Origin of the sequence: Acinetobacter sp. 766875 (assembly GCF_000582055.1) — a bacterium.
GTDB lineage: Bacteria > Pseudomonadota > Gammaproteobacteria > Pseudomonadales > Moraxellaceae > Acinetobacter > Acinetobacter nosocomialis.
Genome location: NZ_JEXX01000005.1, coordinates 22181 through 34177, shown reverse-complemented (window position 1 = coordinate 34177; position 11997 = coordinate 22181). Strand labels below are relative to the sequence as shown.

13 protein-coding genes are annotated in these 11997 nt (G+C 35.5%); all 13 read left to right on the top strand.

What is annotated here, in order from left to right; genetic code table 11:
- Positions 1-33: 33 nt before the first annotated feature.
- Entirely contained in the window at positions 34-417 is a 384-nt protein-coding gene (locus J576_RS06390) for a DUF2237 family protein (RefSeq protein WP_002050020.1), read from the top strand.
- A complete protein-coding gene (locus J576_RS06385) occupies positions 417-1010 on the top strand; it encodes a Maf family protein (RefSeq protein ID WP_002050190.1) in 594 nt (197 codons plus the stop codon). The genes J576_RS06390 and J576_RS06385 overlap by 1 nt, the downstream gene beginning before the upstream one ends.
- Before the next feature lie 30 nt (positions 1011-1040).
- Complete coding sequence (locus J576_RS06380) at positions 1041-2204, top strand: ribosomal protein uL16 3-hydroxylase (RefSeq protein WP_002050188.1); 1164 nt, start codon at positions 1041-1043, stop codon at positions 2202-2204.
- Positions 2205-2564: 360 nt separating this feature from the next.
- On the top strand, positions 2565-3131 hold the full coding sequence (locus J576_RS06375; protein ID WP_002050010.1) for a TetR/AcrR family transcriptional regulator: 567 nt from the start codon (positions 2565-2567) through the stop codon (positions 3129-3131).
- Between the two features lie 475 nt (positions 3132-3606).
- Positions 3607-3915, top strand: coding sequence for an ArsR/SmtB family transcription factor (locus tag J576_RS06370; RefSeq protein ID WP_002050127.1), 309 nt, complete (start codon positions 3607-3609; stop codon positions 3913-3915).
- A gap of 419 nt (positions 3916-4334) precedes the next feature.
- A complete protein-coding gene (sstT, locus tag J576_RS06365; protein ID WP_002050031.1) occupies positions 4335-5537 on the top strand; it encodes a serine/threonine transporter SstT in 1203 nt (400 codons plus the stop codon).
- A gap of 5 nt (positions 5538-5542) precedes the next feature.
- Complete coding sequence (locus tag J576_RS06360) at positions 5543-6223, top strand: YoaK family protein (protein WP_033855532.1); 681 nt, start codon at positions 5543-5545, stop codon at positions 6221-6223.
- Between the two features lie 3 nt (positions 6224-6226).
- Positions 6227-6763 carry a DUF2058 domain-containing protein gene (locus J576_RS06355; RefSeq protein WP_002050144.1) on the top strand — a complete coding sequence of 179 codons (537 nt, stop codon included), beginning with the start codon at positions 6227-6229 and terminating at the stop codon, positions 6761-6763.
- Between the two features lie 373 nt (positions 6764-7136).
- Positions 7137-8984 carry an ABC transporter ATP-binding protein gene (locus tag J576_RS06350; RefSeq protein WP_002050158.1) on the top strand — a complete coding sequence of 616 codons (1848 nt, stop codon included), beginning with the start codon at positions 7137-7139 and terminating at the stop codon, positions 8982-8984.
- Positions 8984-9424 carry a MaoC family dehydratase gene (locus J576_RS06345; protein WP_002050041.1) on the top strand — a complete coding sequence of 147 codons (441 nt, stop codon included), beginning with the start codon at positions 8984-8986 and terminating at the stop codon, positions 9422-9424. The genes J576_RS06350 and J576_RS06345 overlap by 1 nt, the downstream gene beginning before the upstream one ends.
- Before the next feature lie 108 nt (positions 9425-9532).
- On the top strand, positions 9533-10558 hold the full coding sequence (locus J576_RS06340) for an AraC family transcriptional regulator (RefSeq protein WP_000705529.1): 1026 nt from the start codon (positions 9533-9535) through the stop codon (positions 10556-10558).
- 38 nt (positions 10559-10596) lie between these two features.
- Positions 10597-10971, top strand: a complete 375-nt coding sequence (gcvH, locus tag J576_RS06335) for a glycine cleavage system protein GcvH (RefSeq protein WP_002049861.1) — start codon at positions 10597-10599, stop codon at positions 10969-10971.
- A gap of 97 nt (positions 10972-11068) precedes the next feature.
- Entirely contained in the window at positions 11069-11776 is a 708-nt protein-coding gene (locus J576_RS06330) for an SIR2 family NAD-dependent protein deacylase (RefSeq protein ID WP_081400929.1), read from the top strand.
- Positions 11777-11997 lie beyond the last annotated feature (221 nt).

Genomic DNA, 11997 nt, shown 5'->3' with positions numbered 1-11997 from the left:
TGATAGAGGTAGTAATTTAATATTTCATCGATTATGTCTATTCATCCCGATCCACAAATCAATCGTTTAAATGTTTTAGGTGAGCCTTTAGCGAGCTGTTGTTTTGATCCTATTACCGGATATTTTCGAAATGGTTTTTGCCATACAGCAGTAACAGATCTTGGGCAACACACTGTATGCGCTCAAATGACGTCTGACTTTTTAAATTTTTCGCAAAAAGTTGGCAACGATCTCATTACTCCTTTACCTGAAGCTGGCTTCCCTGGCCTACAGCCAGGTGACTTCTGGTGCATTTGTGTAACTCGTTGGGTAGAAGCATATCAAGCTGGTCAAGCTCCACCTGTCAAACTTCATGCCTGCCATCAAGCAGTATTAAGTTATGTCCCATTAGATGTATTAATGGAATACGCAGTGTAATGAAACACCCCCAAATTATTTTGGCATCGAGTAGTCAAACGCGTAAGGATTTGATGAATCGTTTGGGCATCGAATATATCTGTATCAGTCCAGATATTGATGAAAGTTCTCGTGGCGAGACTCATGCTGATGATTTAGCTAAAAGACTGGCTTTTACTAAAGCTCAGGTTATTGCTCAGAAAAATCCGGAAGCAATTGTAATTGGATCAGATCAGGTTGCATGGCGAGAACATGCACCTCATGATTTTATTGGCAAACCATTGAGTATTGAAAATGCTAAAGCTCAGTTAAAAGCAAACTCAGCCAGAACAGTCTTTTTTAGTACAGCCTTAAGTGTTCAATGTCTTGAAAAAAGCTTTGAACACACTCTAGTTGAACATTATCAAGTTAAATTTCGCAATTTAAGCGACTCAGAAATTGAAAGATATATCGATTTAGATCAACCCCTTCATTGTGCGGGAAGTTTTAAGTGTGAAAGTCTTGGCATTAGTTTATTTGAGAAAATGATAGGCCAAGATCAAACCACCCTAATGGGCTTACCCATGATTCAGCTCTGTCAGATTTTAAGACAGCTTGAACTTCAAATTCCTTAATATTTATTAGTTTATTTATAGGTTATCTCCATGACAGAACCTTTAACCGTTTTAGGCGGCATTACTGCTGAACAGTTTTTATCAGAATACTGGCAGAAAAAACCATTACTTGTGCGTAACGCCATGCCTGAAATCATTGGCGTGTTAGAGCCAAATGATGTGAAAGAATTCGCTTTAGAAGATCATGTTAGCGCACGTCTTATTCGTCAAAAAGACAAAAATCCAAATGAGTGGCACGTAAAGTCTTCTCCTCTAACTAAAGGTGACTTTCAAAAATTACCAAAGCTATGGACACTGTTAGTACAAGCAGTTGATCATTACTCATTCGATTTAGCGGAATTATGGAAGAAATTTCCTTTTATTCCTCAATGGCGTCGTGATGACATTATGGTTTCTTATGCACCTAAAGGTGGCTCAGTTGGAAAACATTTTGACTTTTATGATGTATTTCTTGTTCAAGGATATGGTCACCGTCGTTGGCAATTAGGCCAAATGTGTGATGCAACCACTGAATTTGTTCCAAATCAACCCTTAAAATTATTGCCAGACATAGATGTTCATTTTGACGAAGTTTTAGCTCCTGGTGACTTATTATATGTTCCACCTGGCTTAGCACATTATGGTGTTGCTGAAGATGATTGCTTAACTTTCTCGTTTGGTTTCCGTATGCCTAATATTTCAGGCATGATTGACAGAATTAGTGACCAATTTGCTACCGATGAATTACTACAAAACCCTGTCATAGATATTGCCCGAAAGAGTATTTCTCAAGTTGGTGAAATTAATACAGAAGAATTAGCGTATTTAAGAGGGTTGGTTTTAGCTCAATTGCAAAATTCATCAGTACTTGATGCTGCCATCATGGCATATATGACTGAACCTAAATATCCAGATAATATTCCTGAACCAGACGAGATAGAAGTTGAAGACCTCAATGCTATTTTGACAGAAGGTTATGAATTATTGCTAGAACCAGCCTCTCGCCTACTTTATACAGAACAAAATGGAATTTTAAAGTTTTGGGGCAATGGAGAAGATTTAACAATAGTGGAATCTTTTGCCACTCAACTCAAAACAATAGCAGATGGAGAAAGTATTCCATTTAATAACCAGCTAAGCAATGTAGAGATTTTAGAAAACATTGTTCAATTATTGAATGATTCAATTCTTATGTTATTGCCACCGGCAGAATAATATCGACTAAATAGGTTAAAAGGAGAAAATTCTAAAATTTCTCCTTTTTTCTTTTATAAATACATGTTTAAATATACCAATCTATAAATCTATTTTGCGGTTACATTTCTATGGTTTAAAATTATTTTCTAAATTAAAAAATTATCTAGCAAATACGTCTAATTAAGACATAGAAATTTTTTCAGCAAATATAAAATATATACCTAGAGCATTATGCTTTGCCCTTCTATTGTTTTTAAAAAACCTATTTTTTTCTATCAATAACAATCAATACAATGTAAAATTGTGCGTTCTTGCTTTTTATTTATACACTCGACCATTTAGGCTAAGAGCAAATTTTTTGTGTGAGGCTACTAAAATATGTCAAAAAAAGATGACATTATTACCACTGCATTAAGACTTTTTAACTCATATAGTTTTAACTCTATAGGGGTTGATCGTATCATCAGTGAGTCTGGTGTAGCAAAAATGACATTTTACAAATACTTCCCTTCCAAAGAGAAACTAATTGAAGAGTGTTTATTACTAAGAAACTCACTTTTACAAAATTCTCTTACTGCTGCTATATCTAAACAAGACGAAAATGATCCATTAGCCCGTATTAAGGCAATCTTTTTATGGTATGCAGATTGGTTTAATAGCGAAGATTTTAATGGCTGTATGTTTCAAAAAGCCTTAGAAGAAGTATTAAAGCAATACCCTTCAACTCACCAACCTGCGACTTTATACAAAATATGGTTGACTCAGTTAATGCAGGACCTTCTTGTTCAACATGAAATTGAGGAATCTCGTCCTTTAGCATTACTGTTAGTCAATATTTTAGAAGGTATGACCATTCAAGCTCAGGTTGAGCACGGCTCAGTAAAAATTAATGACTACTGGAAACGTGTAGAGAAGCTTATTGAGTTTGAAAAAGTTGCACAGTAAAAAATAAAGCGTGATATTATTCTTCTTATATTGTTGAATCTTCTTCTTATTCATCACGCTGCGTCTGAAAGTCATTCTAGCCTAGAGTTAGACGTTTTTTTTGGACTATCATCCCAAACTAGAATATACAGACCTGTCTGTACAGAATCAATTATATCTTTAAAAAGTAAAAACTCAATCTTTTTTTATTACCCTTTCTTAGATAAATCAGAATTAACTATAGATAGAACTTAAAATAAGATTTTTTTCCTTTGACTTTGTTTCATTTATACTTAACAATTACGCTTCTCACACAATGCAACACTTTTGACACAAAACAACTACAAATTATTGTTATACCTTAATAATGTTATATATTTATCAATTACACTTATAAACCTTTTCAACAAAAACAATTGGATTGATTAGTTTTGCTACATTCATTTTCTTAAGATCAATCTATACTATGCCGGCCATATTGATATAGGTATAAAGTATGAAAGATGGACTCCAAATTGAAGAAATGAAAAATGCGGCTGATTCAGTCGTAGGCACATTAAAGTCTTTAGCTAACCCTGACCGTTTATTAATTTTATGTCACTTAGCTCATGAGGAGTTAAATGTCTCTCAAATCGAAGAGAAAACCCAAATCACCCAACCCACTCTTTCACAACAATTGATGATGTTACGTAAAAGTGATGTCGTTTCAACACGTCGTGATGGCAAACAAATTTTCTATTCTATAAAGGATGACAAGATGCACTCAATTTTGAATACGCTTTATCAGTTATACTGTATAGAATAACTGCGCTGAATTTATAAAATTATAATAATATTAATGTATTCCTGAAATATGCGATTTTTCAACTTGGTAGCTGGTAATAAACCAAGCAAAGAGGATTGAAAATTCGCGTAGTTTTTCAAGTATCTAAAGCTATTGAAAACAACAATACACTTTCTTATTTATCCCTGTCTCTCCCTCCACTATTTTTCAATAGGTTTTTAGACCACACAGTTAATTTTTTATTGACTGTTATATAAGCAGAATATCTTTTTAATTGATTTAATAATTTAATTTTACTATTTTAAAAACAAATACTTAATATTACCTTTTTTTATTAATCTAATTACTTGATATAAAAAAGCTTAAGATTCACATCACTTAAGTATAAAATACTCCGCTTGTTCAACCTTTAGCCATGAATAGGTTAATAAGGCCTTTATATGCTTGAATTCTTTTCTCGATTAAGCTTAGTCACCAAAATTATTATCGCCATTATTTTAGGAATAGGTGTTGCACTATTATTTCCAACCGTTACACCTTACTTAAGCTTGTTTGGTGAGCTGTTCATTAAAGCATTGAAATCGGTTGCTCCTATTTTAGTTTTCGTACTGGTTCTCTCATCTATTGCTAACTTTCAGGTTGGCCATAGTGCAAATTTACGACCAGTCTTACTATTATATGTAGTGGGTATGCTATTAGCTGCGTTTAGTGCCGTTGTTGCGAGCTTGTCTTTTCCAAGTACTCTTTATCTTAATACTGTTTCACATAACAACCTACAAGCGCCTGGTAGCCTCGCTGATATATTAAAAAATTTGCTTTTAAGTTTTATTGCAAACCCTGTTCAAGCAATTAGTGAAGCGAACTTTATTGGCATTCTGGCATGGGCAATTGGTCTAGGTTTGGCAATGCGTCATAGTTCAGATACGACTAAACAAGTGATGCATGATGTTTCACATGCTGTGAGTGCGATTATTCACAAAGTCATCGCATTTGCACCTGTAGGCATTTTCGGTTTAGTTGCAGTAACCTTTGCCGATGCTGGTTTAGCAACGCTTGAAAGTTATGCGCAATTATTAGCTGTTCTATTAGGAACAATGCTTTTTGTTGCTCTTGTAGTTAACCCAATTTTGGTAGGTTTAACAATTCGTGGCAATCCATACCCACTTGTTTTTAAATGCTTAAAAGAAAGTGGTATTACTGCATTCTTCACACGCAGCTCAGCAGCTAACATCCCAGTTAACCTTGATTTAGCTGAACGTTTAGGTGTTAATCCATCTACTGCAAGTGTTTCTATTCCTTTAGGTGCTACAGTTAATATGGCTGGAGCAGCTGTTACAATCACTGTGCTTACTTTAGCAACTGTGCATACATTGGGGATTCATGTTGATTTGGCAACTATGATTATTTTGTCAGTAGTCGCTACAGTTTCAGCATGTGGTGCGTCTGGTGTTGCCGGTGGTTCTTTACTTTTAATTCCAGTCGCTTGTAGTTTATTTGGTATTTCATCAGAAATTGCGATGCAAGTTGTTGCAGTTGGTATGATTATTAGTGTATTACAAGATTCAACCGAAACAGCTCTTAACTCATCAACTGATGTTTTATTTACTGCCGCTGTTGATATTCGCTCAAGACAAAACTCTTAGAGAACATGCCATTTCAACGTTTACCAAACTGGTTCCAAATTGGTGCCTTTTTACTGGCAATGAATGCCGGAATGATTAATGTATTAGGGCTTATCACCCTTTTACATCAATCGGTGTCGCATATGACTGGTAATGTCAGTATGCTAGCCATGAGTTTGGTAAACTGGCACTTTGATCACGTCATATATTTGATACTTGTTATACTATGTTATGTATGTGGATCATTTTACAGTGGTTTTATTTTAGGCAATAGCCATTTCAAATTAGGCCGTCGATATGGCCTCCCTTTAAGCTTAGTTGCCCTCTTTATTTTTCTTTGCTGGTTATTACTGCCATATTTTCCCAAATATGGATTATTATGGGCTTGTGTCGCCATGGGTTTACAAAATGCCATGGTCAGCCATTATATAGGGACCATTATTAGGACAACTCACTTATCGGGTGTCTTAACAGATCTTGGCCTTGCACTTGGTTACATAGCACGAGGTTTAAAAGTAGAAAACCGTCGTATTATTTTACATCTACTTATTTTTTCAGGTTTTCTTATTGGTGGTATAATTGCTGCTTCAGTTCACCCCTACTTAAAATTGCAATCATTTTTGCTACCAGCAATTTTAAGCTTAACACTCAGTATTTCATATTGGGCTGTTTATTTTCATCGTTCTTCCTCTTCAGATTCGGATTAAGTCATGGTTAAAAATGCCTTACAAGCTCAGTTACTCAAAGCAGGTTTAGTTGACAATAAAAAAGCAAAAAAACTCACCAAACAAGCTCAGCATGAGCAGCGTACTGGTCAAAGCAATGAAGCAGAAATCAAAGCAAATATTGAAAAAGCTCAACAAGAAAAACTAGCTAAAGACCAAGCTTTAAATCTAGAAAAACAGCAACAACTCGAAGAAAAAGCATTAAAAGCTTCTATTATTCAAATGATTAAACAACACAAAATTGTAGATTTTGCCGGAGATGTGGCTTATCAATTTATTGACGAGAATAAGATTAAAAAGGTATATCTATCTCAACAAGTCTACAATGCCCTTGTTACAGGTAGTTTAGTAATTGCTAAAGATCAAGATCAATACGCTTATCTTCCAAAAGCTTTGGCCGAAAAAATTGATCAAAAAATGCAAGGCTTTATTTTAATTAATAATGCAGAGAAAAATGAACAAACTACTGACGAAGAAGATCCGTATGCAGCATATGTTATTCCAGATGACTTAATGTGGTAATTATTATGAGCCTTTATGAATATTAAGATAAAGGCTCGTGCTGCTTAGGCTAAATATCAGTATTTTATCATTTATTAAAAAAACTTATAAAAATTACATTCACATCAAATTCATTCACCACTTCATCTATTATTATCGATATAATGAATAAAACATTTTTTGTCTTTACCATGCCTTTTAGGCTTTTCCCGTTTCCAAATTTATATCTTGACTAAATCTTGTCAGTTTTAGCTAAAGATATACAACATAGACTTTGACGTGTATCCACACACCCAACAGATCAACATCTATATCGAGTTTGATCTAACTGACTTTATTGCAAATTAAATTGCGAAATTTTAATAAAGTAGCTGATGTATAAAGGTAGTCATTCATGCTGAAGTGGTTTGAAAAACTTGTAGATCCTTATCCAACCAAAGGTCTGGATGAGCCCTTACCAACTCGCTTTTTCCCATTTGTTTGGCAAGCTACTGAAGGTGTTCGTCCGTACTTATTATTACTCATTATATGTACAGCGGGTGCAGCCAGCTTTGAAGCTCTACTCTTTTCAAAAATTGGGCAACTTGTCGACTGGCTGAGTAACAGTCAACCAGAAAGCTTTTTAAGCCAACACGCTTCCAATATACTCATTCTTATTAGCGTTTTATTTGCTAATATTTTATTTGTTAATATTCAATCTATTATAAAACACCAAATTTTATATAGTACTTTTCCAATGCGCTTACGGTGGCGTTTTCATAATCTTTTGTTAAAGCAAAGTCTAGATTTTTTCCATAATGATTTTGCGGGTCGCCTTTCAGCAAAAGTCATGCAAACAGCACTAGCTATCCGTGAATTTTGGATTATTTTGGGCGATATGTTGGCTTATGTCAGCATTTATTTTATTACCGTTAGTATCGTTCTTGGTGCAATTTCACCAACTTTACTCATTCCACTTATGGTTTGGTTGGGTTTATTCTTATTAAGCGCTTGGTTCTTTATTCCCCGTTTAAGCAAAGTATCACAGCAACAAGCTGATGCTCGTGCAGTAATGACTGGACGTGTAACAGATGCCTACACAAATATTCAAACGGTTAAATTATTTGCCCATGCTGGTCGTGAGAGCCAGTATGCAAAAGCTTCAATGAAAGAGTTTATGACAACTGTCTATGCACAAATGCGATTAGGTACTCTTTTTGAAGTCAGCATTAATTTACTTTCTGCTGTTTTATTTGTAGGCGTGATTGGAACAGCAGTCTGGCTATGGACACAAGGCCTAGCAGCACTAGGTGTAATTGCAGCAACGACCGCCATGATTTTAAAGCTTAATAGCATGGCTGAGTTTATGATGTGGCATATGTCAGCCTTATTTGAAAATGTGGGTACCATTCAAGATGGTATGCAAACTCTTGGTAAGAAAATCAATATTCAAGACAAACCAGATGCAAAACCACTTACAGTAAAGCAAGGTGAAATCGTATTTAAAGATGTGACCTTTGCCTATAACAATAAAAATGTCATCGATCACTTTAATTTACACATTACAGCGGGCGAAAAGATTGGTATCGTTGGCCGTTCAGGTGCAGGAAAATCCACTCTCATCCAATTACTTTTACATTTCTACCATCTTAAAGAAGGTGCAATTTTAATTGATGGGCAGAATATTGAAGATGTTACACAAGATAGTTTGAGAGCGAATATTGCTTTAGTTACTCAAGATACTTCTCTACTCCATCGTTCAGTTGCTGAAAATATTAAATATGGTCGTCCGGATGCAACCGATCTGGACATGCAAAGTGCAGTGCATAAGGCAAAAGCAGCTGAATTTATTCCTCAACTTGTCGACTTAAAAGGCCGTTCTGGCTATGAAGCACAGGTTGGTGAGCGTGGGGTTAAACTTTCAGGCGGTCAGAGACAACGTATCGCTATTGCACGTGTCTTCTTAAAAGATGCACCAATTTTAATATTAGATGAAGCAACAAGTGCATTAGACTCGGAAGTTGAGGCAGCTATTCAGTCTAGTTTAAATGACCTGATGGTAGATAAAACAGTTATTGCAATTGCTCACCGTTTGTCTACCATTGCTCAAATGGACCGTTTAATTGTTCTTGATGAAGGTAGAATTGCAGAGCAAGGTACCCATGAAGAATTAATTGCTAAAAATGGTATATATGCACAATTATGGAAACGCCAAACTGGTGGCTTTCTTATTGAGCAAAAAGTAGTACAGGGTCAGGATTAATGCTTTATTTAGAAGATTTAAAAATTGGTGATCGTTTTATCAGTCGTGAATATGAAATTACACTAGATGAGATTAAACAATTTGCAAGCCACTACGACCCTCAGCCTTTCCATACAGATGAAGAATTAGCTAAAGAAGATCCAATCTTTAAAGGTATTGCTGCCAGTGGATGGCATACCTCGGCAATTACTATGCGCTTATGGACAGAATGTATGCCTATTCATGGGGGGCTCGTGGGTTCAGAGTCTAGTTTACGTTGGCCTCGCCCGACTCGACCTGGTGACCGTATACATGTTGAAGCTGAGATTTCAGCAATTACACCATCCAAAACAAAATTGGATCGTGGTATTGTAAGCTACGTTACGCAAGCTTTAAATCAACATGGAGATGTTTTACTTATTTCAACGACAAAAATCGTTGTCTTTAAAAAGAATATTTAACGAATCCTTGATATGATTGTCTAACAGTTTTTATAAACTCAAATTATATTTCATGACAAGATGTGTAAGAAATGCACGTAGAAAATTGATGAGAGCAACGGAACGCATATGAAAATTACCTCAGCTCGTCAAGATCAAGGTATTCCAGGAGTCTATGGCTTATTGCTATTAGATGTTGTTTCACGTTGGGGATACAACGATGAGACATTATTTGCCCCTTTTCATCTTACAAGTGAACAATTGGCTGACCCTGAATATCGTATTTCAACACCTGTAGCAAATGAACTGGTTAAACATGCCTTAAATCTCACTGGAGAAAGTACATTGGGTTACCATATTGGCACCCAAATGCGTATTTCAATTCATGGATTTATTGGCTACGCAATAATGACAGCAAAAGATATTACTGAAGCAATTGCTCTCGCTGCTCGTTTTATCCAGTTACGCTTACCTTTTTTACAACTCTATTTTTCTACCTTCGGCCCAAAAGCCACATTACAACTACAATGTGATATTGAGTTAGAACCACTTCGCACCGAAATTGTTTTAGGCTTAACCATTGGCATCATGACAATGGCAAAAGCCATGACAGGTATTGAAGATTTAGCGGGCGATGTCGACTTAGATTTTCCAGAACCAGCAGGCTTTGATAAATATAAGAGCAAACTAAGCAGTACTATTCGGTTTAATCAGCCTCATTTAATTTCTAGTTTTGATAAAAAATATTTAGGTCTTAAATTAATTAATTCAGATCCAATCGCCAGTCAAATTGCTATTAACCAATGTGAGGCTGAACTCTCTGCTTTAGGTGAACGCCGCCGTTTAGCAATGCGTGTACGTGATATTTTAAGTAATTCGGAACAACATTACTTAAGCATAGAAAATGTAGCAGAATACTTACACATGTCAGATCGCACATTAAAGCGACAGTTGGCAGCGGAAGGAACTTCATTTTCAACATTAGTAGATGAAGTCCGCTATCGTCATGCGACTTCTTTACTTTCACGTACAGATTATAGTCTTGAACAAATTGCGGATGAACTAGGTTATTCCGATGTCGCAAATTTCAGCCGAGCATTTAAACGCTGGAGTGGTCGTAGTCCTAGTAACTGGCGCAAAGACCCCTATTTATAATGTTATTAAAATATTGGACACAAGCTTAAGGAGATGTCATGAATCACCCTTCAGAATTGAAGTATGCACGTACACATGAGTGGGTAAAAATTGAAGGTGATCTTGTTATTACTGGGATTACCGACCATGCACAAGATGAGCTTGGAGACTTGGTCTATGTTGAAACTCCAGAAGTGGGCAGCCAAGTAACAGCTGGCGAACAAGCTGGAGTAGTTGAATCAGTTAAAACTGCTTCTGACATCCACGCTCCTGTTTCTGGTACAGTAGTGGAAGTAAATACAAACCTTGAAGATGATCCGGATTTTGTAAATGAAGATCCATACGGGAAAGGCTGGATTTATAAAATTAAGCCAGACAACATGGCAGACGTTGAAAAACTTTTAACAAATGAAGAATATGAAGCTGGCTTATAAAATTTAGCATTGCTTTCAATATTTGATAAAAACCAGTTTACTTTTAAACTGGTTTTTTTATATATGTATAAAATAGTTATAAAACTGGACGCGTAGGATCAATAACATGACAAGACTTGTTGTATTTTCTGGTGCAGGTATGAGTGCAGAAAGTGGAATTAGTACTTTTCGTGACAGTAATGGCCTATGGGAAAATTATGATATACAGCAAGTTGCTACTCCGGAAGCTTGGGATAAAGACCCTGCGTTAGTTCAACGGTTTTATAACGAACGCCGTAAAAATATTTTAGAAGCTCAGCCAAATGAAGCTCATCAATATATTGCTAAATTACAAAACCATTTCGATGTACAAGTCATTACACAAAATATTGATGATTTACATGAGCGTGCTGGTAGCCACAATGTGTTGCATCTACATGGTAATATTCGATTAGCGAAAAGCTCTGGACCAAATGCCCAATATACAAATGAATTTTATGAAATTAATGGTTGGAAATTAGATCTAGAGCATGACCTTTGTCCAAATGGCTATCCACTTCGCCCTCATGTGGTTTGGTTTGGTGAAGCAGTTCCAGCATTTGAAGAAGCCATAAAGCAAGTGCATGAAGCAGATATTTTCATTGTTATTGGTTCAACCTTAAGTGTTTACCCTGTTGCTGCTTTAGTTCATGAAATTCCTAACTACACTGAAGCCTACTATATAGATCCCCAAGCAGATCATTCTCGTGTTCCATCTCAATATAAACTATTAAATATGACAGCCACAGAAGGTATGAAAGAGCTATTTCATCAATTGACGAGCTAATATTTCTTTCATTTTTATTGCAAATTTCACCTCTAAAGTTGTCTCTTCACATGAAATTGATGCGAAAACACTCAACTCATGTCAAATTTTTTCTTGAGACATATATTGTCATTGCTAATTTTGTAACCAAACATGCTGATCCATTTTCTAAATTTACTATTTTTATAATTTTCTAAACAATAAATAAATTATTTACACTACATAAACTATTGATTAAATTT

Coding starts and splice junctions, on each gene's coding strand:
- J576_RS06360 (WP_033855532.1), top strand. CDS start 5,543: ATGCCATTTCAACGTTTACCAAACTGGTTCCAAATTGGTGCCTTTTTA.
- gcvH (WP_002049861.1), top strand. CDS start 10,597: ATGAATCACCCTTCAGAATTGAAGTATGCACGTACACATGAGTGGGTA.
- J576_RS06355 (WP_002050144.1), top strand. CDS start 6,227: ATGGTTAAAAATGCCTTACAAGCTCAGTTACTCAAAGCAGGTTTAGTT.
- J576_RS06370 (WP_002050127.1), top strand. CDS start 3,607: ATGAAAGATGGACTCCAAATTGAAGAAATGAAAAATGCGGCTGATTCA.
- J576_RS06380 (WP_002050188.1), top strand. CDS start 1,041: ATGACAGAACCTTTAACCGTTTTAGGCGGCATTACTGCTGAACAGTTT.
- J576_RS06390 (WP_002050020.1), top strand. CDS start 34: ATGTCTATTCATCCCGATCCACAAATCAATCGTTTAAATGTTTTAGGT.
- sstT (WP_002050031.1), top strand. CDS start 4,335: ATGCTTGAATTCTTTTCTCGATTAAGCTTAGTCACCAAAATTATTATC.
- J576_RS06385 (WP_002050190.1), top strand. CDS start 417: ATGAAACACCCCCAAATTATTTTGGCATCGAGTAGTCAAACGCGTAAG.
- J576_RS06340 (WP_000705529.1), top strand. CDS start 9,533: ATGAAAATTACCTCAGCTCGTCAAGATCAAGGTATTCCAGGAGTCTAT.
- J576_RS06375 (WP_002050010.1), top strand. CDS start 2,565: ATGTCAAAAAAAGATGACATTATTACCACTGCATTAAGACTTTTTAAC.
- J576_RS06350 (WP_002050158.1), top strand. CDS start 7,137: ATGCTGAAGTGGTTTGAAAAACTTGTAGATCCTTATCCAACCAAAGGT.
- J576_RS06345 (WP_002050041.1), top strand. CDS start 8,984: ATGCTTTATTTAGAAGATTTAAAAATTGGTGATCGTTTTATCAGTCGT.